A 25,899-nucleotide genomic window follows, 5' to 3' on the forward strand; every position below is an offset into this window, starting at 1 on the left:
AACTCATCCGTGTACTGCTTGCTGTTGCCCATAAACACCTCGGTCATTGCCATGAATTATGGCGTCCGGATGTCTACGAAAGGCTGGTCGGTCCACAGACGACCAGGGGGGCGTTCTCAGTCTATGAGTACGGTGAGACGGACAATAGCCAGCGCGGTAGTCCGCGTAGGGCAAGGACTGTTTTTTGCATCCGTGGTCGGGGCCATTGTGACCCTGGCGGCGATGCTGGCACTACCGTTCTTAAAACACTGAAACGTAAGACCTTTTTGTGGAGCGCAGCCGGGGGTGGCGGCGCATTACAACGCCGTGAGCAGGGGACAGGACGGCCCCTTCGCAGGGCAGAAGTACCTGGACCTGTTCGTGAAAGCCTTTGGATATGAGATCGGAATCGACCCCTCCCCCACGCCTTGGCAGCGTGGTTTCTGGATGGACAAAATTGGCAAGAATGCCATCAACATTGGCTTGGGCCTTGTAATCCTTACATTGCGGCTCCAAGATAGACCCTGATGGTTTCCCAAGGGGGAACCATCCCCTTACGGAAAATGAGCGCACCATGAATCTCTCGCAGAAAGAACTGACGGCCATTCTCACAACCGCACTGTCAGCCTTCCGGGAAGAGATCGACGAGGACATCACCGCCACCCGCATCCTCACCCTACTCGCCGTTGTGGACGAGCCGGGCATTCAGCAGGTGGACCTTGAGCGCGTCCTCGGCGGACTCTCTCCCTCCGCAGTGAGCCGCAATGTGCTCGACCTGTCGTCTATCAAGCGTAACCGCGAGCCGGGGCCTGACTTCCTAGAGCAGCGCCCTGATCCCGCCTACCGCAAGCGCAACCTGATCTTCCCGACGACCAAGGCGCTGCACTGGCTGGCTTCGCTCGCAGAACGTGTCAACCGCAAGGTGACGGCGCGCGTCGCAGCCGCCTAACCCCCAACACCCCGTTGTGCCCCGAGGCCCGCCTAGTGCGGGCCTTTTTCATTTCTGGAGATACACATGGCCCTTCGCCTCAAAGGGACCGCGCCCAAGCCGGGTGCGCCCGATAAGCGCTACTACATGCTCGACGTGCAGGAGGGATACCGGCGCGTGCGCTTGTCCACCGGCACCCGCGACCGCGTGGCAGCCGAGCGCAAGGAGCAGGCGGTCCTCGACGCCCTGCGCGACGACCCCGAGATTGCAGAGGACGCGCTGCGGGAGCTGATTCGGGGCAAGTCCCGGTCGGTGCAGATGGCCGTGGCGAAGGCCAAGGTCCGCCAGCGCACCCTCAAGGACGCGATGGACGACGCGCTGGACGACCGCAACTTTTGGGGCAAGCTCCGGTCCATCGACACCGTGCGTACCAACTGCAAGGTGGTCCAGAGCTACCTGGGCGAGGAAACGCCCATCAACGACATCACGCAGGCCGCGGTCAACGACATGGCGCAGCGCATGCTCGCCGACAAGGCGGCTCCCGCCACCGTGAACCGCAAGATGCAGTGCCTCCTTGCCCTACTGAAACGCGAGAGGAAGGCCGGCCGGTTCTTGGGAGAGCTGCCCGAGTACAGCTTGGCCGACGAGAGGGACAACGCACGCACGTTCGTCCTGAACGTTGAGGACGAGGAATTGATCCTGGCGCGGCTGCTGGAGTGGGACACGCTCCCGAACGGCCCTGCCGGAGGGCACCCACGGGTGCGCGACGGGGCGGACTACCGCGACCTGTTCGTGTGCCTCGCCGACCTGGGCTGCCGCATGAGCCAGGCCATCGGCATCCGGTGGTCCGAAGTAGTCGATCAGGGCGGAAGGCTCCACGTCCGCTTCTGGCGGCACGCTACGCTCAAGAAGGGGCGTCCCCGCACCCTACCCTGCACCGCCCGTGTCGCCGAGGTTCTACAGCGGCGCAAGGACGCCCTGGCGGCCACATCGGACGGCCCCTTCACGATGCTCAATCGCACGCGCGCCGACCGGCTGTGGCAATGGGCCATCAAGGGGACACATCTCGCTTCCGAGAAGGAGTGCGTACCGCATGCGCTCCGCCATACGTGCGCCACTCGGCTGCTGCTGGCGACCGGCAACATCAAGCTCGTGCAGGAGTGGCTCGGACACCGCGACATCCAGACCACCTCAGCGGTCTACGCGAAGGTACTGGCCGAGCAATCGCTCCAAGGCATGTCTGCACTGGAGCAGTTCCGCCTCCCAGCCGCCTCGAACGGAACAGGTGACGTTCCGAGACAGGGATCAATTGCCAAAGCGGGAATCCAATAGGACAACTGACCGTCGCCAGCTTATTTTTCAATCACTTAGGCAATCTGTGCTCGGCCAGATGGTGCGAAAGGCGGGACTCGAACCCGCACGAGGTCACCCTCACTGGAACCTAAATCCAGGGCGTCTACCAATTCCGCCACTTTCGCGTGGCCGGCGCAGGTGTTCATTGTCGCAGGCGATGGCGGGAAGCGGAAGGCCTGCACAAAACTGAACATGGCAATTGCGCGCAGCCCGCGCGTTGAACCACCCCGGCGAGCGCAAGCTCATCCGGGGTGGCGGGGTTCACTGCTGCGGCCTGGCCTTGGCCGCCGCCGTATCGGCACCCTGCTCGGCTGCAGGATCCACCTTGCGGATCTCCACGCCCCCGTCGCCGGTGCGCCGCAGGGCCGCCGACTCCGGCGTGGCCTTGCGCACATCCACCGAACCATCCGCATTGCGCTGCACGTCCACCGCATCGGGCAGGGCCTCCCGCTCTGCCGCCTGAGCCGGCTGCATCTGCATGGCCTCACCGACCGGGCGCGCAGGAGCACTTTCAGTGCCAGCATCGCGTTCGACGGTCTGCGCGGGATCGTCGGCGGGCGCGCAGGCCGCCAGTGCCAGCAACGCGAAGGAAACCCACAGCGTGCGGTGCAATCGATTGATATGAGCCATCAACATCGTCCTTCGTGCATGCGCCGTCGGCGCGGAAGATCCATTGGGTGCGATGCAGGATGCGATGCGGTGAGATGCAGCGCACAGCATTGAAAACACTGATGACGTGTATGCCGCTGATTTCAGCATTGCTTCAGTCGATCCACGCCAGGCGTGGATGAAATCCCCCAGCGAACAGGCAAGAAAAAAGCCACTTGGCGGACCAAGTGGGAAGCTGCCGCGCATTCGCGCCGCAGCCCCACGCTTTGCGCGGCAAAGCGCGGGCCCCACTTCATCAGCCGCCACATCCCCGCGGCTTCGCCGTGCCCCCTTGACTCAAGGGGGCTCCACTCCAGCCAGCACCGCTGGCATCTGCAGATGCCCCTCAGCGAACAGGCAAGAAAAAAGCCACTTGGCGGACCAAGTGGCTTTTGTCTGGTGGGCTGTCAAGGATTCGAACCTTGGACCTATTGATTAAGAGTCAACTGCTCTACCAACTGAGCTAACAGCCCGAAATCGGGGCGCGAATTATGACCCGATCCGCTCGGTGGGTGCAAGCACTTTTTTCAACGTGGTTGAAACCAGCACTGCGGGGCCCGCTCCTGCTGCAGATCCACGCCAAACGGGTTCTGCAACGCGTGATCCATCGGAACGATGGGAGTCACACCTATAAGAAAAAAGCCACCTGGCGTACCAGGTGGCTTCTGTCTTGGTGGGCCGTCAAGGATTCGAACCTTGGACCTATTGATTAAGAGTCAACTGCTCTACCAACTGAGCTAACGGCCCGTGAAACTCAGACGCACATTGTAGCGTGCCTTCTGTTTATTGCAATACCGTTTCGGCTGCGCCGATGCGGTTGAATCAGTGGGGTGGCTGAGGGGATTCGAACCCCCGACCACCGGAATCACAATCCGGTACTCTAACCAACTGAGCTACAGCCACCACTGAAACTTTCGCTCCATCGCCGATATCACTGACGCTGGAACCTTGAACATTGCCTGGGGACTGTCACCGAAGCTGCGGTCCGCCGAAGCGAGTCCGATATTCTGGTGGAGTCCTTGCGCTTTTGCAAGCACTTCTTCACATCCGTCGATGCGATCCCGGTGCTCGCCAATGGCGCGCCCGACAGGAATCGAACCTGTAACCGCCGGCTTAGAAGGCCGGTGCTCTATCCAGTTGAGCTACGGGCGCCCGAACCGGAACGGTGTCCAATCCGACGTGGCGTGGGATTGGTCGGGGTAGAGGGATTCGAACCCCCGACATCCTGCTCCCAAAGCAGGCGCGCTACCAGACTGCGCTATACCCCGGTCTTGCAATCCCCTCGGGTTGGGCCCGGGGAGTTGGTCATTGTCGCCAAGCGCGTTGGGAACTGTCAACGAAGGATGCACAGATCCCGGGCCTGCCACAACGCCGAAAGCAGTCATCGGCTATGCTCACGCCCATCGGCCGGATGGCCGTCCCGACCTTCATCCGCACGGAGAACACGCATGCGCAGCGGCAACCCGGCTCTTTCCGAGTCGACTTTCCTCGACCTCGCCAGTGGCTCGGTAGTGACCAGCCCCGACCAGGTCATGACCCTCAATGGCACCGCCAACAAGACCGGCATCCTGCTGCTGTTGACCGTGCTGACCGCGGCGTTCGCCTGGAGCCAGGCGGTCGACGAGTACGGCCAGATTTCCGGCAGCGCGAGCCTGTACGCCATCGGTGGCGCGATTGGCGGCCTGGTGCTGGCATTGATCACCATCTTCAAGAAGGAATGGTCACCGGTCACCGCGCCGATGTACGCGCTGGTCGAAGGCCTGTTCCTGGGCGCCGTGTCGGCCCTGTTCAACATGAAGTATCCGGGCATCGTGTTCCAGGCGGTGCTGCTGACCTTCGGCACCTTGGCCGCCCTGCTGTTCGCATACCGCAGCGGCCTGATCAAGGCCACCGAGAACTTCAAGATGGGCGTGGTCGCCGCCACCGGCGGCATCGCCCTGCTCTACCTGGCCTCGTTCGTGCTGGGCTTCTTCAACATCAACGTGCCGGTGATCCACGACTCCAGCTGGCTGGGCATTGCCTTCAGCCTGTTCGTGGTGGTCGTGGCCGCGCTGAACCTGGTGCTGGACTTCGATTTCATCGAGACCGGCGTGGCCCAGCGCGCGCCGAAGTACATGGAGTGGTATGGCGCATTCGGCCTGATGGTGACCCTGGTCTGGCTGTATGTGGAGTTCCTGCGCCTGCTGTCGAAGATCCAGCAGCGCTGAACCGGGCAGAGCCATAAACGACAAAGGGCGCCTTCGGGGCGCCCTTTTCTCTTTGTAACGCCTGGCTGCTGCACAGGCCGGCTAGCCAGTCACGCCGGCCTGTGCAGCGTAGTGCGCCGCAAGGTGCTCTACCAGCGCGCGCACCTTGGGCGCGAGCGCGCGCGCATGCGGGTACAACGCGAAGTAGCGCCGCTGGCCGGCATGCCAGGCCGGCAGCACGCGGATCAGACGACCGGCGCGCAGGTCCTCCTGCACGGTCAGCGCGGTGAACAGGCTGATGCCCATTCCGGCCAGCGCGGCGGCGTACAGCGCAGGCGTGGCATCCACACGCAGGCGCTGCCCGGCTTCAACGCTCACGCAGGCGCCGCGCGGCCCCTGCAACCGCCAGGGCGGCATTGATGGGGTGGGACTGAAACCCAGCAGCGTGTGCTGCTCCAGATCCGCAGCCTGCCGCGGCAGGCCATGCCGGGCCAGGTAGGCCGGTGCGGCGACCAGGATGCACGGGCAGCTGGCCAGCTCGCGCGCGACCAGCTGGCTGTCCGGCAATGAAGCTGCAATGCGCAGCGCCAGGTCGAAGCCACCGCCCACCACATCGACCAGCTGATCATCCGCCGACAGGTCCAGCGTGACCTGCGGGTAACGCTGCAGGAACGAGGGCAGCCAATGCGGCAGTTCCTGGCTGGCCACTACCTGCGGCACGCTGATCCGCACCCTGCCACTGGGTTGCGCCTGCCCGGCGCGGGCACGATCGTCCGCCTCCTGCAGGCGGTCCAGCAGCGTTGCCGCCTCGCGGTAGTAATCGCGCCCGGCCTCGGTCAACGACAGCCGACGGCTGTTGCGATCGAGCAGGCGTACCTGCAGGTGTTCTTCCAGCTGCCGCAGTTGCCGCGACATCGCCGAGTGGGTGGTCCCCAGGCGCTCGGCGGCCGCAGTGAAACTGCCCGCGTCAACGATGGCGCGCAGCGCACGCAGGGCGGCGAAGTGATCCATCGGCGGGCAGCTCCACGTGGCGGGGCCCACGGCATGCGGGCCCCGCCAGCTTATCAAGCGCCGTCACCGGCCTTGCGTACCGGCAGCGCCAGGATCGCGTCGGTGCTCATGACATCGCCGAAGGCGTCTTCGATCTGCGCCAGCGAGGCCTCATGCAGCGCGCGATGATCGATGCGACGGCCGCCGGCCAGATCCAGGTCACGGCTGGCGCTGGCATCGGACGAGACGATCACCCGGTAGCCACGTGGGGCGGCCGCTGCGTCGCGCGCGGCACCGGCCACACAGGCATGGGTCTGCAGGCCAGTGACGATCAGGGTATCGATACCGGCATTCATCAGCATCGGGTCGAGCACGGCTGCGGACGCGCCGGCGAACACGCTGACATTGTCCTTCTGCACCACGGTCTCGCCCTGGCGCGGCTGCAGGTCGCGATGGAAGGCGGCATTGACGCTGCCCTGCGCGAACAGGGGTGCGCCGGCCGGCAGCACGTGCTGGACATGGATCACGCGGATGCCGTGGGCATCGGCGAATTCGACTACCCGCCTGGCCTGGCGCAGTGCGGCCACGCCATCGGGAATGACCATGCGGCCACCCGCAAAGCCCGGTACGGCCCTGGCATCGAAGTACTCGTTCTGGAAGTCGATCACCAGCACGGCAGTCTTCGCCGCATCCAGCGAGGTCGCGACCGGCGCACCCGCCATATGGCGGATGGTGGCATGGGCCGGCTCGGCAGCAGCAACCGGGATGGTGGCGGTCATGCCGAGCAAGCTGGCCAGGCCGAAGGCGGTGAGGTTCATGTTCAAGCTCCGGTGCGTTGGGAAGTGGGCACAGGATGCGGAGCGGATGGCGCACGAACCAGCCGTGAAACAGCACATGATCTGTGCGATATCAGCACAGACCGCTTCTGTGGAGTCGAGCCATGCTCGACTCTACAGAGGCGGAAAAACGCAACGGGGCGCCCGAAGGCGCCCCGCTGTGCATCCGACCGAGGTCGGCCGGCCGCTTACAGGCGGCTGGCAATGGCCTTGGCAAAGCTCATGGTGGTGCCGGTGCCACCCAGGTCGCCGGTCAGCGAATCCTTGGCTTCCATGGTCGCCACGATGGCCTTGCGCAGGCGCTCGGCGTTTTCCGGCTGGCCGATGTGGTCCAGCATCTGCGCGGCCGCCAGCAGCAGCGCGCACGGATTGGCCTTGCCCTGGCCGGCGATGTCCGGCGCGGTGCCGTGCACGGCTTCGAAGATCGCCGCATCCTTGCCGATATTGGCGCCCGGAGCCAGGCCCAGGCCGCCGACCAGGCCAGCGCACAGGTCGGAGATGATGTCGCCGAACAGGTTCGTGGTGACGATCACATCGAACTGTTCCGGGCGCATCACCAGCTGCATGCAGCAGTTGTCGACGATCATTTCCTGGAATTCGATGTCCGGGTACTGCGCGGCCACTTCACGGGCGACATTCAGGAACAGGCCCGAGGTCGATTTGATGATGTTGGCCTTGTGCACGGCGGTGACCTTCTTGCGGCCGGTGCTCTTGGCCAGCTCGAAGGCGTAGCGCACGATGCGCTCGGAGCCCTTGCGGGTGATGCGGGTGCCGGAGAAGGCGGTCTCGCCGTCGGCCGACACTTCCTGGCCTTCGGCCAGGTAGGCACCTTCGGTGTTCTCACGGACGGTGATCAGGTCGACGTTGTCGAAACGCGACTTGGTGTTCGGGAAGGTGTGGGCCGGGCGCACGTTGGCGTACAGGTCGAAGTGGCGGCGCAGGCTGACGTTGATCGAGGTGAAGCCACCACCGACCGGGGTGGTCAGCGGGCTCTTCAGCGCGACCTTGTTGCGCGCGATCGATTCCAGGGTCACCGCCGGCATCAGGTCGCCGTGCTTTTCCAGGGCCACCAGGCCGGCGTCGGCGTCTTCGTACTCCAGGCCAGTCTTGAGCTGGTCGAGCACGAACAGGGTGGCGTCCATGATTTCCGGGCCAATGCCGTCGCCGCGGATGACCGTAATTTTCTGCGTCATTGATCGATGTTCCGAACAGGGGGAAAAACGCCGTCCGGACGTGCCCGGAAACGCCGGCGCAAAGGAAGTTTCACCGGCAATTATGCCTGAGCCGGGGCCGAGGTCCCAAATAGACCATGGTCCCAGTCCCCGGCTCAGGCAGAATTGCCCGCGCATCGCCCCTCTACCCCCGCCCTGTCGGCGCGCCCCTTCAACAAGAAGGGGCTCCTGGGCTGTTGGATCGCGGGACAGGCCCCCTCGAGGGCCCGGTAGTGCCGGCCGCTGACCGGCAACCCCGGCCATGTCGGGTTCAGGCGATGCCGGCCGCTGGCCGGCACGACCCTCAGTGCTCGTGCGCGGCTGGCGCGGCGGCGCCGCCTTCGAGCTGGTCGAGGAAGTCGACCGCGCGGCGCAGGTGCGGGATCACGATGGAGCCGCCCACCACCAGGCCGACCGAGAAGGTCTCGAAGAACTCCTCACGGGTCACCCCGGCGTCCTTGCACTGGGCCACGTGGTAGCTGATGCAGTCGTCGCAGCGCAGCACCATCGAGGCCACCAGGCCCAGCAGCTCCTTGGTCTTCACGTCCAGCGCGCCAGCCTGGTAGGTCTGCGTATCCAGCGCGAAGAAGCGGCGCACCACCTGGTTCGGTTCGCCCAGGATGCGCTCGTTCATGCGCTTGCGGAACTCGGTGAACTCGGCGATGCGGTCCTTGCTGCCGTCGTCGGCCGCGCTCATGCCTGGCCCTGCCCGGCCAGCAGCGGCTCGAGCTTGCCTTCACGGTGCAGGGCCATCATGTCGTCGTAGCCGCCGACATGGACGTCGCCGACGAAGATCTGCGGCACGCTGGTGCGGCGGGTCAGCGCCATCATCTTCTCGCGCTCGGCCGGGTCCAGGTCGATGCGGACCTCGGTCCACTGCTGGCCCTTGCTCTTCAGGAAGTTCTTGGCGGCCACGCAGTACGGGCAGACGGCAGTGGAATAGATGGTGATGGCGGGGGCGCCGCCGGCGGTCTGGGCTGTCACGGGAAACTCCACGATGGATCGACGGTCTACATATGGTACCGGTGCGCTGGAATTTCCACGCCACGGCCGCAACACTGTGGATTAACGAATGGTTGCCCCCCGCCCTGCCACGCTTGGCGCGCCCCGCCCGAGGACCTTCTGCTTGCGAGCCCTGCTGCTGACTACCGCCGTCACCCTGGCCCTGGCCATGCCGCTGGCCCAGGCCCAGGAGAAGCTGCCCGACATCGGCTCTTCGGCCGGCGAGCTGCTGACCCCGGCCCGCCAGGCCGAGTACGGCGCGATGATGCTGCGCGAGCTGCGCAACTACGGCTACCTGCTGGAAGATCCGCTGGTCAACGACTGGCTGCAGACCATGGGTACCCGGCTCGGCTCCAATAGTGACCAGCCGCGGCAGCCGTACACCTTCTTCGTGATGAACGACCGCCAGATCAACGCGTTCGCCACGCTGGGCGGCTACATCGGGGTCAATGCCGGACTGGTGCTGACCGCCGAGCGCGAGGACGAGGTCGCTGCGGTGCTGTCCCACGAAATCGCCCACGTCACCCAGCAGCACGTGCTGCGCGGTGTCGAGCGCGCCCAGCGCGACCAGATCCCGATCCTGCTGGGCATGCTGGCGGCGGTAGTGGCCGCCCAGGCCAGCAACAGCACGTCGTCCGGCAACGCGACGATGGCGGCGATCAGCTCCGGCATGGGCCTGATGCAGCAGCGGCAGATCAACTACACCCGCTCCAACGAGTCCGAGGCCGACCGCCTCGGCATCCGCACCCTGTCGCGCAGCGGCTACGACGTGGATGCCATGGCCGGCTTCTTCGAGCGGATGTCGGCAGCCATGCGCGGCAACGAAGGCGGCTACAGCGTGCCCGAGTTCCTGCGCACCCACCCGGTCAACATCACCCGCATCAGCGAGGCCAAGTCCCGCGCCCAGCAGATGAAGAAGGATACGGTGCTGCTCACCACCAGCACGCCCACCGGCGAGCGCAAGGAGCGGGTGGACCCGGCCGATCCCAGCCTGGGCGAGCCGCTGCTGCGCGGCAACAACCCGCTGCTGCCCGGCAGTGTGCTGCGCCTGCCGATCGGCCAGCTCAACCGTGGCGCCAGCGGTGACTTCGAGTGGGCGCGTGAGCGCCTGCGCGTGCTCAGCGCGGACTCCACCCCCGAGCTGGAGCGCGAGTACGCCGACCTGGCCAAGCGGCAGAAGGACGGCCTCAACGATGCGCAGCGCTACGGCCAGGCGCTGGCGGTGATGCGCGGTGGCCGTGCCGGTGCCGGCCAGGCCCGGCAGACCCTGGCCGGCCTGCTGCAGACCCACCCCGGCAACCTGTGGCTGGCGCTGGGCCTGGGCGAGGCGGAGTCACGCGCAGGCCAGGCGGCCCAGGCCAACAGCCGCTTCGAGCAATTGTTGCGCGAACACCCCAACAGCCGCCCGGTGGCACTGACCTATGCCGAGATCCTGAACGAACAAGGCAGCCGCGAAGCCGGCCAGCGTGCGCAGGCGATGCTGCGCCCCCTGCTGTCGCAAAGTGGTAACGATCCGGTCTTCCAGCAGCGTTTCGCCCGCGCCAGTGAGTTGGCTGGCGACAGCGTGCGCGCCAGCGAGGCCTATGCCGAGGCCGCCTTCCTCAGCGGGCGGCCAGAACAGGCGCTGATGCAGCTGCAGGCGCTCAAGCGCAACCCGGCGCTGGATTACATCGGCCGCGCGCGGGTTGACGCGCGCATCGAATCGATCACCCCGACGGTGCTGGAACTGCGCCGGCAGGGCGTGCAGGACCCGGATCTGGACCGTCGCTGAGCACCGCATGACCGGCCGATGGCAATCCAGGCCGGTTCCGGCCGGGTAGTCACAAACATGTCATCAAACCGTAGTCTACTGGCACCACTCCAGTAACCGAGCCCTACGGTGTCCTCGTGCAGAAACGCATCCTGATCGTCGATGACGAGCCCGCGATCCGTGAAATGGTCGCCTTCGCCCTTCGCAAGGGCGATTACGAACCGGTCCACGCCGGCGATGCCCGGGAGGCCCAGACCGCGATCGCCGATCGCGTTCCCGACCTGATCCTGCTGGACTGGATGCTGCCCGGCACCAGCGGCTTGGACCTGGCCCGTCGCTGGCGCAAGGAAACGCTGACCCGCGAAGTGCCGATCATCATGCTGACCGCCCGCGGCGAGGAGAACGATCGCGTCGGTGGCCTCGAGGCCGGTGTCGATGACTATGTGGTCAAGCCGTTCTCGGCACGCGAACTGCTGGCCCGCATCCGCGCGGTCATGCGCCGCGCCCGCGAAGATGACGAGGACGGCAGCGTAGCCGTCGGCCCGATCCGTATCGACGGCGCCGCCCATCGCGTGTTCGCCAACGACCAGCCGGTGCCGATCGGCCCGACCGAATACCGCCTGCTGCATTTCTTCATGACCCACCCGGAGCGCGTCTACACCCGCGCGCAGCTGCTGGACCATGTGTGGGGCGGCAGCGTTTACGTGGAGGAACGCACCATCGACGTGCATATCCGCCGCCTGCGCAAGACGCTGGAGCCGTTCAACGCCGAGAACATGGTGCAGACCGTGCGCGGCGCCGGCTACCGCTTCTCCACCGCCACCTGAGTCTCGTCGTGCCGGCACCGCGCACCTGCAGGTGCCGGTGCCGGCAACTCTGCTATAACCCTCGGTTCACCCCAGTGAACCGCCGCACCTCAACGACGAGATCGCAATGCCCCGCCACATCCGCTCTGCCTGGTTGAAGACCCTGGCCACCGTTGCCGCGGTGCTGCTGTTCGCCGGACTGGTGGGGTGGTTCACGGGCCATCTGTGGTTGTGCATCGCACTGGGCGCGCTGGCGACCCTGGCCTGGCATTACTGGCGCCTGCGCAGCGTTCTGCGCCGGCTGACCGCTCGCCAGCGCTGGGACACCGCCGAAGAAGGCACCGGCGTCTGGAACGAACTGGACCGCCTGCTGTACCGCAACCAGGTGGAAATGCGCGTGCGCAAGCGCCGCCTGCTGGACATGCTGCGCAGCTACCGCGCCGCCGCCGCCGCGCTGCCCGATGCTGTCGTCGTGCTGGATCGCAACAGCCAGCGCGTGCAGTGGTTCAACGAAGCGGCTACCGCCCTGCTCGGCCTGCACCATCCCGGCGACCTTGGCGAGGCCCTGGTCGAGCGCCTGCAGCCGATGCCGCTGGCGCACTGGCTGGCCGGTGGCCGCAATGCCGAGCCCATCCTGGACGTACCCTCGCCGGTCGATCCGGCGATCCGCCTGAACCTGCGCCTGATTCCCTATTCGTCGGACTACTGGCTGCTGATCGCGCGTGACGTCAGCAAGCTGCTGCGCCTGGAGCAGGTGCGGCGGGATTTCGTCGCCAACGTTTCACACGAGCTGCGCACGCCGCTCACCGTGGTCCACGGCTACCTGGACATGATGGACCCGGAGGATTTCCCGGGAACCGGACCGATGCTGGAAGAAATGCGCAAGCAGAGCCAGCGCATGGCCCAGCTGGTGGAAGACCTGCTGACCCTGTCGCGCCTCGAATCGCAGGAACACAGCGAGGACGAGACCGTGGCCATGCAGCCGATGCTGGCCACCCTGCGCCGCGAAGCCGAAGCGCACAGCCAGGGCCGCCACCAGATCAGCATCGACGACCTGGCCGGCGTTGACCTTCAGGGCTCGACCAAGGAGCTGCACAGCGCCTTCTCCAACCTGGTCACCAATGCGGTGCGCTATACGCCGGCCGGTGGCCGCATCGCGGTGGAGTTCCGCCGCGAGGGCGACGGTGCGGTGCTGGCGGTGCGTGACTCCGGCTACGGCATCCCGGCCACCCACCTGCCGCGCCTGACCGAACGCTTCTACCGTGTCTCCAGCAGCCGCTCGCGCGAAAGCGGTGGTACCGGCCTGGGCCTGTCCATCGTCAAGCACATCCTCGGCCTGCACCACGCACGGCTGGAAATTGAAAGCGAAGTCGGCAAGGGCTCGGTGTTCTCCTGCCATTTCGATGCCGACCACGTGCGCCCGCGCGAGTCCGCCCCCCTGACCTCCATCGAAGAATGACGCCATGAGCAGCCTCGGATCCCTCCCCCTCCCCGTGAGCCCGGACAACGATCCGTTGCGTGACCCGGCGCTGTACATCAATCGCGAACTGTCACAGCTGGATTTCAACTTCCGCGTGCTGGCCCAGGCGATGGACCCGCAAGTGCCGCTGCTGGAGCGCCTGCGCTTCATGTGCATCTCCTGCACCAACCTCGACGAGTTCTTCGAGATCCGCGCCGCCGCCGTGCGCCACGCGCAGGAGTACGGCCTGCCACCCGCACCGGACGGGATGAGCCCGCAGGCCATCCTGAGCGCCATCCATGACCGCGCCGCCGAACTGGTGGACCAGCAGTACCGCTGCTGGAACGAGACGCTGCGGCCGGCGCTGATGGAGGCCGGCATCGGCGTGCTCGGCCGCCACTCCTGGACCGACCGCCAGAAGCGCTGGCTGCGCGCCTACTTCCGCAACGAGATCATGCCGGTGCTGTCGCCACTGGGCCTGGACCCGGTGCACCCGTTCCCGAAGATCCTCAACAAGTCGCTGAACATCGTGGTGGTGCTCAAGGGCACCGATGCGTTCGGCCGCGCCGGCCACCTGGCCATCGTGCGTGCGCCGCGCTCACTGCCGCGCATCATCCAGCTGCCGGAAAAGCTCGGCGGGCCCCAGAACTTCGTGTTCCTCTCGTCGGTGCTGTCGACCTTCGTCGATGAGCTGTTCCCGGGCATGGAAGTCCAGGGCGCCTACCAGTTCCGCGTCACCCGCAATTCCGAGCTGGTGGTGGACGAGGAGGAAGTGGAGAACCTGGCGCTGGCACTGCGCGACGAACTGGTCGACCGCGGCTACCGGCCAGCGGTGCGGCTGGAGATCGCGCACGACATGCCGCGCGAGATCGTGCGGACCCTGCTGCAGAATTTCGGCCTGACCGAGAACGCGGTGTACCGCATCGATGGCCCGGTCAACCTCAACCGCATCATCCAGCTGTACGACCTGATCGCGCAACCGGACCTGAAATACCCGCCGATGACCCCGCGCACGCTGCGCGACAGTGACGGCATCTTCGAGACGGTGGCGCGCCAGGACCTGCTGCTGCACCACCCATTCGACGCCTTCACCGCAGTGCTGGACCTGATCCGGCAGGCGGCAATCGATCCGAACGTGCTGGCGATCAAGCAGACCCTGTACCGCACCGGCAAGGACTCACTGATCGTCGATGCGCTGATCCAGGCCGCGCGTAACGGCAAGGACGTGACCGTGGTGGTCGAACTGCGCGCCCGCTTCGACGAAGAAGCCAACCTCGGCCTGGCCGATCGCCTGCAGGAAGCCGGCGTGCAGGTGGTGTACGGCGTGGTCGGCTACAAGACCCACGCCAAGATGCTGCTGATCGTGCGCCGCGAGGGCCGCAAGCTGCGCCGCTACGTGCACCTGGGTACCGGCAACTACCACAGCGGCACCGCCCGCGCGTATACCGACATCAGCCTGATCACCGCCGATGCGGACATCGGCAATGACGTGCACCTGCTGTTCCAGCAGCTGTCCGGGCTGGCGTCGAAGATGAAGCTCAAGCGCCTGCTGCAGTCGCCCTTCACCCTGCACACCGGCATCCTCGGCCGCATCGAGCGCGAGACGCGCATCGCCGCCGCCGGCCGCCCGGCGCGGATCATCGCCAAGATGAACGCACTGAACGAACCGCAGGTGGTGCGCGCGCTGTACGCCGCGTCGCAGGCCGGCGTGCAGATCGACCTGATCATCCGCGGCGCCTGCACGCTGCGACCGGGCGTGCCGGGCATCTCGGACAACATCCGCGTGCGCTCGATCGTCGGCCGCTTCCTGGAGCACAGCCGCGTCTACTGGTTCGGCAACGACGGCGCACCGGAAATGTACTGCGCCAGCGCGGACTGGCTGGAACGCAACCTGCTGCGCCGGGTCGAGACCTGCTTCCCGATCCTCGATCCGGAACTGGCCAAGCGGGTCTACCGCGAAGTCCTGCAGAACTACCTTGACGACAACCTCAACGCCTGGGAGCTGGATGCCGACGGCATCTACCACAAGCGTGCCCCGGCCCACGACGAAGCGCCGCATTCGGCACAGATGGCGTTGATGCAGGGGCTCTGACCCGGTGTGTCGACCAGGGTCGACACCTACCAGGAGCGGGAGGTGCCGCCCCCCTTGCAGTCCCGCCGCGCTCCCCTCTTCCAAAATGTGAAGGCCGCGCGGTGACGAGCACACCGCCCCTTCGGCTAACATTCGTCCATGCCGCACACCACCACGACTCCGCCCGCATTGCAGGATGGCGACCTGCTGGCCGCCATCGACCTTGGCTCCAACAGTTTCCACATGGTCATCGCGCGCTATACGCTCGGCCAGCTGCGGGTGATCGACCGCCTGCGCGAGACGGTGCGCATGGCCGATGGCCTGGATGGCAAGGGTGGTCTCTCTTCCGCTGCACGCCAACGTGCACTGGAATGCCTGGCCCGCTTCGGCCAGCGCATCCGCAATGTGCCGCCGCACCGGGTGCGCGCGCTGGCCACCAACACCGTGCGCCAGCTGCGCTCGCCGCAGTCATTCCTGGTACCGGCCGAAACCGCACTGGGGCATGCCATCGAAGTGGTCAGCGGGCGCGAAGAAGCGCGCCTGATCTACCTGGGCGTGGCCCACGCGCAACCGCCCAAGCCCGGCCAGCGCCGGCTGGTGATCGACATCGGCGGTGGCTCCACCGAGTTCATCATCGGCATGGGCATGCAGACCCTGGAGCGCGAAAGCCTGCAGGCCGGCTGCATCGCCAGCACCCGGCGCTTTTTCCCCGGCGGCAAGCTGAGCAAGAAGCGCTGGAAGGACGCGCTGGCCGAGATTGGCCGCGAGTTCCAGCCTTTCGCCAGCAAGTACCGCGCGCTGGGCTGGCACGAAGCGTTGGGCTCTTCGGGCACGCACAAGGCGATCAGCGAGATCTGCGCGACGATGAAGCTGAGCAAGGGCGCCATCACCGCCGAGGCCCTGCCGCAGCTGCGCGATGAACTGCTGAAGGCCAAGAAGATCGACGACATCCAGCTGCCGGGCCTGTCCAGCGACCGCCGCCCGATCATCGCCGGCGGCATCCTGGTGCTGGAAGCGGCCTTCCAGGCGCTGGGCCTGCAGAAGCTGCTGGTCAGCAAGGCGGCGATGCGCGAAGGCATCCTGTATGACATCGTCGGCCGCGCCGGCGAAAACGACCTGCGTGACGAATCGGTGGCTGCGCTCAGCCAGCGCTACGGCATCGATACCGTCCAGGCCGAGCGCGTGCAGGACACCGCGCTGTCCCTGCTGGAACAGGTGCAGGAGCGCTGGAGGCTCGATGCCGACGATGCGCGCATGCTGGGCTGGGCCGCGCGCCTGCACGAGCTGGGCCTGATGATCGCGCACAGCGGCTACCACGTGCATGGCAGCTATGTGCTGGAACACTCGGATATCGCCGGCTTCTCGCGCCAGGAGCAGCAGATGCTGGCGGCTCTGGTGCGCAGCCACCGCCGCAGCGTGACCAAGACCGCCTTCGACGCCCTGCCCGAGCGACTGCTGCTGACCGCACGCCGGCTGGCGGCCCTGCTGCGGCTGGCGGTGCTGCTAAACCGTGCCCACGAAGACGATCCGCTGCCGGCACTGGAATTGACCGCCGACGACAACCGGCTGTCGCTGATCGTGCCGCAGGCCTTCATCGATGCCCGCCCGCTGCTGCGCGCGGACCTGATCGGCGAGACCGATGGCATCGCCGGGCTGGGCATCCAGTTCCGTCCGTTCGTGGCCTGAATACGCTGTCCGCTGTTGTCCACAGGACAACTGGGGTGACGCATTTCCCACTCCAACTTTGCGCAGTCTGGCGGTTTTTTGTGCTGCTCCGCAACACAACGGCGTGCTGTGGGCAATCGCTGCCATCACGTAAGCACCTGCTTTTGTTCACGTTTTGTGAAGGCCGGCGCGGCCGCGTGACATAAATGGATACGAACCCTTTACAGAGCATTAACTAACGAGACTACTATCGGGTCACCGGCTCGGTCATCGACCCTGCTGGCTCCTTCGACGCCCCCTTTGGCGTCCTGTGCACGACCTGAGAGAGAGAGCTCGCCATGACTTCACGCACCACCGCACTGGGGCAGGCCATCCGCTACGCCCTGGCTACCACTGCAGCGCTGGCGGCGCTGCCCGCGTTTGCCCAGGAAGGCAGCAACGCCAACCCGACCAACCTCGACCGCATCGAGATCACCGGCTCGCGCATCCGCCAGGTGGACGTGGAAACCGCACAGCCGGTGTTCGCGATCAGCCGCAACGACATCGAAAAGCAGGGGTTCAGCTCGGTTGCCGACATCCTGCAGAACGTCACCGCGATGGGCAGCCCGACCATCAGCCGCGCCAATGCGCTGACCGCAGGCGAGAACGCGGGCGGCACCTACATCGACATGCGCAACCTGGGCACCCAGCGCACCCTGGTGCTGGTCAACGGCAAGCGCCTGGGCATCAGCACGTCCGGCTACCAGGACATCTCCACGCTGCCGGTGTCCGCCGTGGAACGCATCGAGGTGCTGAAGGACGGCGCCTCTGCGATCTATGGCTCCGACGCCATGGCCGGTGTGGTGAACATCATCACCCGTTCCAATGTCACCGGTGTGACTGCCAACGTCTACCACGGCCAGTACAGCCAGGGCGACGGTGCACGCGACCGCTTCGACGTGGTCGCCGGCTGGAGCAATGAGCGCGTGTCGTTGACCCTGTCGGCCGAGCACGCCGAAGAGAAGGGCGTGTGGGCGCGCGATCGCGGCTTCAGCAAGTACGGCATGACCGATCGCCATCCGTACGACAGCAGCAACTGGACCACGATCAGCCAATACGGCCAGTTCACAGGTCTGCGCGGCCCGGGCTGTACCGCCACTGCGGGTTGCGGCTATTCCCTCAACCGCGGCGCGGACCCCACCAACCCGGCCAATTACCACCTCACCGATACCACGCCTTTCACCGGTGACGTGAGCAACGCCAACGACCAGATGCATGTGATGTATCCGGTCAAGCGCGACTCGGTCTATTTCGACGGCCGGTTCAAGATCACCGACAACGTCAACTTCCGCACCGAGCTGGGCTACAACCAGCGTGAGTCCACCCGCCAGATCGCGGGCTATCCGCTGCAGTCGAGCACCGCCGGTGTCGGCTCGATGTCGATCAACAGCTACTTCAACCCGTTCGGCCGCCAGCACGGTTACGCCAACCCGACCGCCGTGGCCTGGAACCGCCGCACCTGGGAAGTGCCGCGCGTGACCACCAGCGAGCTGAAGACCTACCGCGCGGTGGCGTCGTTCGACGGTTCGTTCGAGATCGGCAGCCGCTACTTCGACTGGGAAGTGGGCTACCAGTACAACCGCAATGAACTGGAATCGGTGGCCACCGGCAACCTGCACAAGGGTCGCGTCGCCGGCGGCGTCGGCCCGTCGTTCTACAACGCCGCCACCGGCAAGGTGCAGTGCGGTACCGCAGCTGCACCGATCTCCTATGACGTGTGCAAGCCGTGGAACCCGTTGGTTCCGTACGGCACGACGGCTGCCGATGGCCTGTACGGCAACGAAGAACTGCAGGCGTGGCTGTTCCCGGAAGAGATCACCAAGGGCCGCACCACCTCCAAGAACTTCTTTGCCAACATCGCTGGCAGCATCGTGACCCTGCCGGCTGGCGATCTCGGCTTCGCCTTCGGCGTGGAAAGCCGTAAGGAAGAAGGCAAGTACACCCCGGATGCCCTGGCCCAGACCGGCGCTACCACCAACCTGGCCGCAGGCCCGACCGGCGGTGACTACACCGTCAACGAGGCCTACCTGGAAGTGAACGTCCCGGTGCTGGCCGACCTGCCGGGCGCGAAGGAGCTGACCTTCAATGGCGCAACCCGCTTCTCGGACTACAACACCTTCGGCAACACGCTCAACAGCAAGTTCGGCTTCAAGTGGAAGCCGATCGACTCGCTGATGGTGCGTGGCACCTGGGCCGAAGGCTTCCGTGCGCCGACCATCAGCGACCTGTTCGGTGGTGGTTCGGAGACCTTCGCGCAGTTCAGCGATCCATGCGACACCCGTTTCGGTTCCTCGGCCTCCAGCGCCGAAGTCCGTGCACGTTGCGCACGCGACATCGCCAATGCGAATACCTTCCGCCAGCTGCGCCAGGGCGGCACCCCGGTGAACACGTCGACGGACGCGACCCCGGTGCCGTTCACCTCCGGGTCCAACCCGCTGCTGACGCCGGAAACCTCGACCAGCAAGACCCTGGGCCTGGTCTGGAGCCCGAGCTTCATCCAGGGCTTCAACGCCTCGCTGGACTGGTGGAAGATCCGCATCGACAACACGATCATCGCCGACACGCCGACCCAGATCCTGCAGGACTGCTACGAGTCGGGCATCGAAGCGCGCTGCTCGCGCTTCCAGCGTGACCCGGTGACCGGCATCGTAACCAACCTGAAGTTCGGCAACCGCAACGCGGGCTTCATGGAAACCGAAGGCTACGACCTGGACGTGAGCTACCGTCTGGACACCCGGTTCGGCAAGTTCAACGTGAACTCGGCCACCACCTACGTGTCCAGTGCGACCTACCGCACCTCCAACGACAACTCGATCGTTCCGATCGTCACCAACGGCATCGGCAGCGCCTTCCGCGTCCGCTCCAACCTGGTGCTGGGCTACGAGCGGGGCAACTTCGGCGCGAGCTGGACCGCGCGTTACTACTCGGGCGTGAAGGAAACCTGCTCGAACATCGCGCTGTACCCGGACGAATGCTCGGATCCGGGTGTGTATGCACCGTGGTACAAGGGCGCCCGCAACTACAACGAGCGTGGTGCGGTCACCTTCCACGACGTGCAGGTGCGTTACTCGCTGCCGTGGGATGCCACCGTGTCGGTCGGTGCCAACAACGTGTTCGAAAAGACCGGCCCGATCATGTACAGCAAGCCGAACTCGGCCTTCTCGTACTACGGTGGCTACGACATCGGCCGCTTCGTCTACATGAAGTACCAGCAGCGCTTCTGATCCATCGCGCTGTGACATGAAGCACCAGGACCACGGCCCTTCGGGGCCGTGGTTTTTTGTTGGCCGCAGCGCCCCTGCGGTGGCCGGCGCCCCCGTCATCTGACGGTCGCAAAGCGGTCATGTCGGCTACATCGCCAGGCCCGAGCATGCCGGAAACCGGGAGGCCCGCCATGCGCTATGCCATCGTCACCGAGACCTATCCGCCGGAAGTCAACGGCGTCGCCCTCACCGTACAGGGCCTGGAGCAGGGTCTGCGTGCAGCCGGACACGAGATCGACCTCGTCCGCCCCCGCCAGTCCACCGAAGCGCTGGATTCGGCACCCGGCACCTTGCTGGTTCCCGGCGCTGCCCTGCCCCGCTACCCCGGCCTGCGCTTCGGCCTGCCAGCCCCGATCCGGCTGGGCCGCCATTGGCAGAATCAGCGTCCGGATGCGGTCTACATCGCCACAGAAGGTCCACTCGGCTGGTCGGCACTGCGTACCGCACGTCGCCTCGGCATTCCGGTCGCCAGCGGCTTCCACACCCGCTTCGACGAGTACCTGCCCGACTATGGCGTGGCATGGCTGCAGGCCGCGGCCATGCGCTGGATGCGCCGCTTCCACAACCAGGCGGACGCTACCCTGGTGCCGACCCGCGAACTGCAGCAGTTCCTCGGCGAACAGGGCTTCGAACGCGTGCGCCTGCTGGCCCGTGCGGTGGACAGCCAGCAGTTCGATCCAGGCCGGCGCGACCCTGCACTACGCGAGGAATGGGGCGTGGATGGCAACGGCCTGGTGGCGACCTATGTCGGCCGCATTGCTGCCGAGAAGAACCTCGGCCTGGCGGTGAAGGCATTCCGCCGCCTGCAGCAGATCCGGCCCAAGGCACGCTTTGTATGGGTGGGTGACGGCCCGGCCCGCGAGAAGCTGGCACATGAAAATCCCGATTTCATCTTCTGTGGCATCCAGCGCGGCGATGCGCTGGCCCGCCACTTCGCCAGCGGCGATCTGTTCCTGTTCCCCAGCCGCAGCGAGACATTCGGCAACGTGACTCTGGAAAGCATGGCCAGCGGTGTGGCCACTGTGGCCTTCGACTACGGCGCCGCGCGTGAGTACCTGCGCAACGGCGAGAACGGCGCAGCGGTGGACAGCGACGAGCAGTTCATCGAGGCCGCCGTGCAACTGGCCGCCGATGACGCGAAACGCCACGAACTGGGCGGCAATGCTGCACGCGCGATGAAGCGATTGCATCCACAGCAGGTGGTGGCCGAGTTCGATGCGTTGCTGGCCGAGCTTGCGCAGTCGCGGAGGAGCGGCCATGCGCACCACGCCGCTTGAACTGCTGGCAGGGCGCGAGGCGCGCTTGTGCCGGCGGGCGAACCATTACTGCCGGCGCCGCCGCGTGCGCCGCCTGTTCTCGGTCATCAGCCGTCTCGGCGATGGCGTGTTCTGGTATGTGCTGATGGCTGCGCTGGTGGTGCTGGATGGCTTCGATGGCCTGCGCGCCTCGGTGCACATGGCCGCCACCGGCCTGGCCGCATTGCTGCTGTACAAGGGCCTCAAGCGCTGGACGCGGCGCCCGCGGCCTTACGCGGCCGATCTTCGCATCCGCGCCTGGGTGGCACCGTTGGACGAATTCAGCTTCCCCTCCGGGCACACCCTGCACGCAGTGTCGTTCACCATCGTCGCACTGGCCTACTACCCCTGGCTGGCACCCTTGCTGGTACCGTTCACCCTGGGTGTCGCGCTGTCGCGGGTGGTGCTGGGCCTGCACTATCCTTCCGACGTGCTCGCCGCCACGGGCATCGCCGTCCTGCTGGCTTCGGCCAGCCTGACCTGGCTGCCGCTGCCGGTGTAGCCCAGGGATCAGATGGCTTTCCCATCCGAAAGGGATCCGACCGCGCGACTCCCGCGGCGCTACCATCATCATTGATGGCCTAGAATGCAGGCATGACCACGTTGTTCATTTCCGACCTGCACCTGGACCCCAGCCGTCCGGAGATCACCGACCTGTTCCTGCGCTTCCTGCGCGAGCAGGCGCCCGGCGCCGATGCGCTGTACATTCTCGGCGACCTGTTCGAGGCCTGGATCGGCGACGACACGCCCTCTCCGGCCGCCGATGCGGTGGCCGATGCGTTGAAGGTGCTGTCCGACAGCGGCGTGCCCGTGTACTTCATCCGCGGCAACCGCGATTTCCTGCTTGGCGAGGACTATGCGCGCCGTGCCGGCCTGCGCATCCTGCCCGACCCGTGCGTGATCGAGCTGTACGGCCGCCCGGTGCTGCTGCAGCATGGTGACCTGATGTGCACCGATGACATCCCCTACCAGCAGTTCCGTGCGCAGACCCGCGACCCGGTGTTCCAGGCGCAGTTCCTGTCGCAGCCGCTGGCCGCACGCATCGCCTTCGCGCAGAAGGCGCGCGAGGCGAGCCAGGCCCGCCAGTCGGAAATGAAGCAGGGCGATCGTGCACAGTTCGAAACCGTCACCGACGTGGCTCCGGCCGAAGTCGATGCCACCTTTGTCCGCCACGGCGTGGACACCATGATCCATGGCCATACCCACCGCCCGGCCATCCATACGCTGCAGGCCGGCGGCCGCGACCGCATCCGTATCGTGCTGGGTGACTGGTACGAACAGGGTTCGGTGCTGCGTGTGGATGCCAACGGCTGGTCGCTGGATACGCTCGCCCGCGATTGATGGATCGCAGGATGCCAACCAGGGTTGGCATCTACCCGAGCCGGTGAACGCGCCCGGGTAGAGGCCGCCGCTTGGTCGGCGCTTGGCCTCAGCGGAAGGCCGCGATGGTGGCCTTGGTGTTGACCAGCACGCGCTGGTTGTCAGCGGTACTGGCATTGCCCATCGGGATGCCGTTGTAGCTGATGTTCGGGTTGGACCAGTAGTTCAGGCGCGGGCAACTGCGGGTGCAGTTGTAGGCCATGATCGTGCGCCAGCCGGTGCCGCTGGACGGCTCATAGCGGTAGCCGTGGCCATAGGCGTAGGGCGATGTGCTCGGGTCGGTGGCGATGTCATGCCGCGCGCTCTGCAGGTGGCCGATCTCATGCGCGAATGAGTAGTAGCCGGTCGCGCAATCCCAGTACACCGCCGCGAACGCCGTCGACGCGGTCGAGCCGATCCCCGAGGCCAGGCCGCAGTAGGCACTGTTGTTGATCAGCAGCACGCCGACATCGGCCGCGGTGGTGTTGCGGCTGGTGTGGATGCTGTCCATGTAGCCGTCGCTGGTGCCACGGAAACGCGACAGGTCGGTGGTGAAGTTGCCAGACTCGCTGTAGCTGGTGGTCTCGTAACCGGCCAGTTGCAGCGTCAGGCCGACGTTGCTGTTGCCGTAGCCCTGGTTGGACTCGGCCACCGCCAGCTGCACCAGCGACTGCATGTTGCCGCCATAGGCGGCGACGGCGGCATTGGTCGCTACCACCAGCACACGGATGGTCGCCGGCGTACCGGACGATGCCTGCGCGATGCCGATGCGATCGTTGTTGCCCATCGGGATCTTCGGCAGCTGGTTGTAGTCGGCCGGATGGTCGGCCGGCATCCGCGATTCATCCACTTCCACCAGCACGTGGCGGTTGCCCAACGGGCGCAGGCGATACAGCTTTCCATCCTTGCGGATCGAGCCGGTGACGGTGTCGCCCGAGCGCACCAGGATCAGCGAATTGCCGGGGTCGTCCTGGCCGTTGGAGGTAGCCGCGGTCAGTTTGTCCGAGGGCGAACGGAACTGGCCGTACCAGATGCTGCCGCCATCGGGCAGTGCTTCGACCTTGCTGCGCGCCGCCTGCACCCGCCGGCCGAGCAGTTCGAATTCCAGCTGCGGTTGTGCAGTAGCTGCTGCATCGACACGCACTTCCTGTACCGTCGCCGTGGACGGGGTGGCCAGCAGCTTGCCCAGTGCGGGCTCGCTGTTTGCCGATGCGCGGCTGATGACCGTCACCGGCTCGAACAATGGTGCCGCATGTGCGGCCGCTGCCACCGACAAACCCAACACCAGGCCACCTGCCGCTTTGCCAATCGATCTGGACAACATTGCGTCGCTCCTTGAATGATGTGAACAGCGTTGATGCAGCACGACCCGGTTTGCCGGGTCTGGTCATATGGCCTGCGCCGGTCGTGTGAATTCAATAGGCGAGAGAAGTGAAAATCAGGATTTGTGATCGACCGCATCTGGGTTAAGTAAGGTCAAAAGCGTTACTACACGTCGCCAACACACCGCTTTCGCGCTACCGTGACGCAGCCACGACGGGGAATGCACATGGCACCATCGCAGGACACGGACGAAGATGTCGGCTTGCTGCGGATCGGGCTGTTCTTCGATGGCACCCGCAACAACGCACACAACCTGGCCCGTGGCAGGCCCCAGCTGCCGCAACCGCGCCCGGCGCAGCTGCGTGCGGATGACGATTCGACCTACCAGAGCCGGTTGACCAGCAGCTACGACAATGGCCTGACCAACATCGCCCGCCTGCAGCAGCTGTACCCGGACAGCCGCAGCGGGACATCGGCGCGTCCCTCCCTGTCGATCTACGTGGAAGGTGTCGGTACCCGCGATGACGCCGACGACGACCTGATCGGACTGGCGTTCGGCATTGGCGCCAGCGGTGTGCGCGCCAAAGTGCAGCGCGCGCTGCAGGTGCTGCTGCCGGCGGCACTGGGTGCACTCGCTACGCGCTGGCAGCGACCACTGCGTGGCGTGCAGCTGGATCTGTTTGGCTTTTCACGGGGTGCGGCCGCCGCGCGCGATGTGGCCAACCAGTTGCAGGCCTGGGATCGCACCCGCTGGCGGCAGCTGTTGCAGGCCGCTGGCCTGTCCTGCACAACGGACTTCGCCCCGGCCGCTCCGCCGCTGCGCTTCATCGGCCTGTTCGACACGGTGGTTGCGGTCAGCGGTGGCCGCACCGACGAACAACTTCATCTCGCGCTGCATGCAGGCGTTGCCAGGCAGGTGCTGCAACTGAGCGCGCGTGACGAGCATCGCCAGCACTATCCATTGACCAGCGTGGCGCCAACGTTCACCGAGATCGCCCTGCCCGGCGTACACGCCAACATCGGCGGCGGCTACAACCAGCTCGAAGAAGGGCCCAAGCTGCTCAGTCGCCCGCGCCGGCAGCTGCTGCGCCGCCCGAGCGTGGCCGAGTACCAGACGCCACCGCTGGCGATCCTGCAGGCGACCACGGCCTGCGCCGAGGCACAGGCCGACGCCGAGCGCTGGCGGCAGCAGTTGGGCCTGGACGAAAAGGAAGTCTGGGTGGATGTCTGGCACCAGTGGCAGCAACAGCGTCGCGCCGGCAGCCGCAGCGTAGTGCTGTCACCGGTGCTGTACGTGACGGCGGCCGTGGTGTTGCGCCGGCGCATCGACTGGCGCTACCAGCTGATCTCGCTTCAGGTGATGCAGCAGCATGCCATTGATGCCGGCGTGCAATGGACGGCCAATGCCAACGCAGTCCCCGACTGGGAACTGCCGTCGGCCCTGCAACCGATCGCACGACGACTGGTGGCCGGACAGCCACTGACGCAAACCCAGGAGGCGCTGTTGCGACGGCGTTACCTGATGCAGTCGGCGCACTGGAACTTCGACGCGCTGGGCGACACCGCACTGACCTACGCCGCCGATGCCGGCGTCAGCGAGCTGCCGTACCGGCCGGGCCCCGGCCTGTTCTACATCAACCGGCCAACGGTGGATGGCAAGCGCGTGGTACTGCCGAACGCATGAAAAAGGGGACGGAGGGATCAAGTCGTTTTGGCACAAACGACTTGATCCCTCC

General features: G+C 65.9%; 20 protein-coding genes and 6 tRNA genes. 13 read left to right on the forward strand and 13 right to left on the reverse strand.

Annotation, left to right across the window (positions count from 1 at the left end; all coding sequences use genetic code 11):
- Positions 1-553 precede the first annotated feature (553 nt).
- Both ACM0PK_RS07990 and ACM0PK_RS07995 read left to right on the forward strand, forming a co-directional pair.
- On the forward strand, positions 554-928 hold the full coding sequence (locus tag ACM0PK_RS07990) for a winged helix DNA-binding protein (protein ID WP_005412378.1): 375 nt from the start codon (positions 554-556) through the stop codon (positions 926-928).
- A 66-nt stretch (positions 929-994) separates the two neighbouring features.
- The gene (locus ACM0PK_RS07995) at positions 995-2,239 is read left to right on the forward strand and encodes a tyrosine-type recombinase/integrase (RefSeq protein ID WP_049417433.1); all 1,245 of its coding nucleotides are present in this window, start codon (positions 995-997) and stop codon (positions 2,237-2,239) included.
- A gap of 59 nt (positions 2,240-2,298) precedes the next feature.
- Here the strand turns inward: ACM0PK_RS07995 and ACM0PK_RS08000 are convergent.
- From ACM0PK_RS08000 to ACM0PK_RS08030, 7 genes are all read right to left on the reverse strand, one after another.
- Positions 2,299-2,385: transfer RNA gene (locus ACM0PK_RS08000), tRNA-Leu, on the reverse strand.
- A 136-nt stretch (positions 2,386-2,521) separates the two neighbouring features.
- Positions 2,522-2,890 (reverse strand): hypothetical protein, encoded by a 369-nt coding sequence (locus ACM0PK_RS08005; protein ID WP_414607181.1) that lies wholly within the window; start codon positions 2,888-2,890, stop codon positions 2,522-2,524.
- 415 nt (positions 2,891-3,305) lie between these two features.
- Positions 3,306-3,381 (reverse strand) — tRNA-Lys (locus ACM0PK_RS08010).
- A 198-nt stretch (positions 3,382-3,579) separates the two neighbouring features.
- Positions 3,580-3,655 (reverse strand) — tRNA-Lys (locus ACM0PK_RS08015).
- Between the two features lie 79 nt (positions 3,656-3,734).
- A tRNA-His gene (locus tag ACM0PK_RS08020) sits at positions 3,735-3,811 on the reverse strand.
- Between the two features lie 172 nt (positions 3,812-3,983).
- Positions 3,984-4,060, reverse strand: a tRNA-Arg gene (locus ACM0PK_RS08025).
- 39 nt (positions 4,061-4,099) lie between these two features.
- A tRNA-Pro gene (locus ACM0PK_RS08030) sits at positions 4,100-4,176 on the reverse strand.
- 180 nt (positions 4,177-4,356) lie between these two features.
- Between ACM0PK_RS08030 and ACM0PK_RS08035 the strand changes: the two genes are divergently transcribed.
- Complete coding sequence (locus tag ACM0PK_RS08035; RefSeq protein ID WP_069138943.1) at positions 4,357-5,115, forward strand: Bax inhibitor-1/YccA family protein; 759 nt, start codon at positions 4,357-4,359, stop codon at positions 5,113-5,115.
- Between the two features lie 81 nt (positions 5,116-5,196).
- Here the strand turns inward: ACM0PK_RS08035 and ACM0PK_RS08040 are convergent, their stop codons facing one another.
- From ACM0PK_RS08040 to grxC, 5 genes are all read right to left on the reverse strand, one after another.
- Complete coding sequence (locus tag ACM0PK_RS08040; RefSeq protein WP_414607180.1) at positions 5,197-6,105, reverse strand: LysR family transcriptional regulator; 909 nt, start codon at positions 6,103-6,105, stop codon at positions 5,197-5,199.
- Positions 6,106-6,158: 53 nt separating this feature from the next.
- Positions 6,159-6,902, reverse strand: coding sequence for a cysteine hydrolase family protein (locus ACM0PK_RS08045; RefSeq protein ID WP_072168270.1), 744 nt, complete (start codon positions 6,900-6,902; stop codon positions 6,159-6,161).
- A gap of 206 nt (positions 6,903-7,108) precedes the next feature.
- Positions 7,109-8,113: an isocitrate dehydrogenase gene (locus ACM0PK_RS08050; RefSeq protein ID WP_012479261.1), complete on the reverse strand. Its 1,005-nt coding sequence runs from the start codon at positions 8,111-8,113 to the stop codon at positions 7,109-7,111.
- A gap of 322 nt (positions 8,114-8,435) precedes the next feature.
- On the reverse strand, positions 8,436-8,828 hold the full coding sequence (locus tag ACM0PK_RS08055; protein ID WP_004154542.1) for a carboxymuconolactone decarboxylase family protein: 393 nt from the start codon (positions 8,826-8,828) through the stop codon (positions 8,436-8,438).
- A complete protein-coding gene (gene grxC, locus ACM0PK_RS08060; protein ID WP_004154541.1) occupies positions 8,825-9,115 on the reverse strand; it encodes a glutaredoxin 3 in 291 nt (96 codons plus the stop codon). The genes ACM0PK_RS08055 and grxC overlap by 4 nt, the downstream gene beginning before the upstream one ends.
- A 142-nt stretch (positions 9,116-9,257) precedes the next feature.
- Between grxC and ACM0PK_RS08065 the strand changes: the two genes are divergently transcribed.
- The 9 genes from ACM0PK_RS08065 to lpxH all read left to right on the forward strand — a co-directional run bounded on the left by ACM0PK_RS08065 (position 9,258) and on the right by lpxH (position 22,822).
- Positions 9,258-10,904, forward strand: a complete 1,647-nt coding sequence (locus ACM0PK_RS08065; protein ID WP_065197179.1) for a M48 family metalloprotease — start codon at positions 9,258-9,260, stop codon at positions 10,902-10,904.
- Positions 10,905-11,020: 116 nt separating this feature from the next.
- On the forward strand, positions 11,021-11,710 hold the full coding sequence (gene phoB / locus ACM0PK_RS08070; RefSeq protein ID WP_005408258.1) for a phosphate regulon transcriptional regulator PhoB: 690 nt from the start codon (positions 11,021-11,023) through the stop codon (positions 11,708-11,710).
- 106 nt (positions 11,711-11,816) lie between these two features.
- On the forward strand, positions 11,817-13,148 hold the full coding sequence (gene phoR, locus ACM0PK_RS08075; protein WP_061479944.1) for a phosphate regulon sensor histidine kinase PhoR: 1,332 nt from the start codon (positions 11,817-11,819) through the stop codon (positions 13,146-13,148).
- Positions 13,149-13,152: 4 nt separating this feature from the next.
- Positions 13,153-15,240 (forward strand): polyphosphate kinase 1, encoded by a 2,088-nt coding sequence (gene ppk1 / locus ACM0PK_RS08080; protein WP_134971969.1) that lies wholly within the window; start codon positions 13,153-13,155, stop codon positions 15,238-15,240.
- A 138-nt stretch (positions 15,241-15,378) separates the two neighbouring features.
- Entirely contained in the window at positions 15,379-16,905 is a 1,527-nt protein-coding gene (ppx, locus tag ACM0PK_RS08085; RefSeq protein ID WP_111200657.1) for an exopolyphosphatase, read from the forward strand.
- A gap of 317 nt (positions 16,906-17,222) precedes the next feature.
- Positions 17,223-20,147, forward strand: coding sequence for a TonB-dependent receptor domain-containing protein (locus tag ACM0PK_RS08090; RefSeq protein ID WP_111200656.1), 2,925 nt, complete (start codon positions 17,223-17,225; stop codon positions 20,145-20,147).
- A 170-nt stretch (positions 20,148-20,317) separates the two neighbouring features.
- A complete protein-coding gene (locus tag ACM0PK_RS08095) occupies positions 20,318-21,463 on the forward strand; it encodes a glycosyltransferase family 4 protein (RefSeq protein ID WP_414607179.1) in 1,146 nt (381 codons plus the stop codon).
- Entirely contained in the window at positions 21,444-21,983 is a 540-nt protein-coding gene (locus ACM0PK_RS08100; protein WP_005415455.1) for a phosphatase PAP2 family protein, read from the forward strand. The genes ACM0PK_RS08095 and ACM0PK_RS08100 overlap by 20 nt, the downstream gene beginning before the upstream one ends.
- Positions 21,984-22,075: 92 nt before the next feature.
- Positions 22,076-22,822: a UDP-2,3-diacylglucosamine diphosphatase gene (gene lpxH, locus ACM0PK_RS08105; protein ID WP_414607178.1), complete on the forward strand. Its 747-nt coding sequence runs from the start codon at positions 22,076-22,078 to the stop codon at positions 22,820-22,822.
- 88 nt (positions 22,823-22,910) lie between these two features.
- Here lpxH and ACM0PK_RS08110 read toward each other — a convergent pair whose 3' ends face one another.
- Positions 22,911-24,164: a M12 family metallo-peptidase gene (locus ACM0PK_RS08110; RefSeq protein ID WP_414607177.1), complete on the reverse strand. Its 1,254-nt coding sequence runs from the start codon at positions 24,162-24,164 to the stop codon at positions 22,911-22,913.
- A 225-nt stretch (positions 24,165-24,389) separates the two neighbouring features.
- Between ACM0PK_RS08110 and ACM0PK_RS08115 the strand changes: the two genes are divergently transcribed.
- Complete coding sequence (locus ACM0PK_RS08115) at positions 24,390-25,847, forward strand: T6SS phospholipase effector Tle1-like catalytic domain-containing protein (protein ID WP_414607176.1); 1,458 nt, start codon at positions 24,390-24,392, stop codon at positions 25,845-25,847.
- The last annotated feature ends 52 nt before the right edge of the window (positions 25,848-25,899 follow it).

The organism is Stenotrophomonas sp. FR010, from assembly GCF_047520755.2.
GTDB classification, from domain to species: Bacteria; Pseudomonadota; Gammaproteobacteria; order Xanthomonadales; family Xanthomonadaceae; genus Stenotrophomonas; species Stenotrophomonas sepilia.

Excerpts from the sequence above, each read along its gene's own strand:
- ACM0PK_RS07990 (WP_005412378.1), top strand. The coding sequence starts at position 554 with ATGAATCTCTCGCAGAAAGAACTGACGGCCATTCTCACAACCGCACTG.
- ACM0PK_RS07995 (WP_049417433.1), top strand. The coding sequence starts at position 995 with ATGGCCCTTCGCCTCAAAGGGACCGCGCCCAAGCCGGGTGCGCCCGAT.
- ACM0PK_RS08005 (WP_414607181.1), bottom strand. The coding sequence starts at position 2,890 with ATGGCTCATATCAATCGATTGCACCGCACGCTGTGGGTTTCCTTCGCG.
- ACM0PK_RS08035 (WP_069138943.1), top strand. The coding sequence starts at position 4,357 with ATGCGCAGCGGCAACCCGGCTCTTTCCGAGTCGACTTTCCTCGACCTC.
- ACM0PK_RS08040 (WP_414607180.1), bottom strand. The coding sequence starts at position 6,105 with ATGGATCACTTCGCCGCCCTGCGTGCGCTGCGCGCCATCGTTGACGCG.
- ACM0PK_RS08045 (WP_072168270.1), bottom strand. The coding sequence starts at position 6,902 with ATGAACCTCACCGCCTTCGGCCTGGCCAGCTTGCTCGGCATGACCGCC.
- ACM0PK_RS08050 (WP_012479261.1), bottom strand. The coding sequence starts at position 8,113 with ATGACGCAGAAAATTACGGTCATCCGCGGCGACGGCATTGGCCCGGAA.
- ACM0PK_RS08055 (WP_004154542.1), bottom strand. The coding sequence starts at position 8,828 with ATGAGCGCGGCCGACGACGGCAGCAAGGACCGCATCGCCGAGTTCACC.
- phoR (WP_061479944.1), top strand. The coding sequence starts at position 11,817 with ATGCCCCGCCACATCCGCTCTGCCTGGTTGAAGACCCTGGCCACCGTT.
- ppk1 (WP_134971969.1), top strand. The coding sequence starts at position 13,153 with ATGAGCAGCCTCGGATCCCTCCCCCTCCCCGTGAGCCCGGACAACGAT.
- ppx (WP_111200657.1), top strand. The coding sequence starts at position 15,379 with ATGCCGCACACCACCACGACTCCGCCCGCATTGCAGGATGGCGACCTG.
- ACM0PK_RS08090 (WP_111200656.1), top strand. The coding sequence starts at position 17,223 with ATGACTTCACGCACCACCGCACTGGGGCAGGCCATCCGCTACGCCCTG.
- ACM0PK_RS08095 (WP_414607179.1), top strand. The coding sequence starts at position 20,318 with ATGCGCTATGCCATCGTCACCGAGACCTATCCGCCGGAAGTCAACGGC.
- ACM0PK_RS08100 (WP_005415455.1), top strand. The coding sequence starts at position 21,444 with ATGCGCACCACGCCGCTTGAACTGCTGGCAGGGCGCGAGGCGCGCTTG.
- lpxH (WP_414607178.1), top strand. The coding sequence starts at position 22,076 with ATGACCACGTTGTTCATTTCCGACCTGCACCTGGACCCCAGCCGTCCG.
- ACM0PK_RS08110 (WP_414607177.1), bottom strand. The coding sequence starts at position 24,164 with ATGTTGTCCAGATCGATTGGCAAAGCGGCAGGTGGCCTGGTGTTGGGT.
- ACM0PK_RS08115 (WP_414607176.1), top strand. The coding sequence starts at position 24,390 with ATGGCACCATCGCAGGACACGGACGAAGATGTCGGCTTGCTGCGGATC.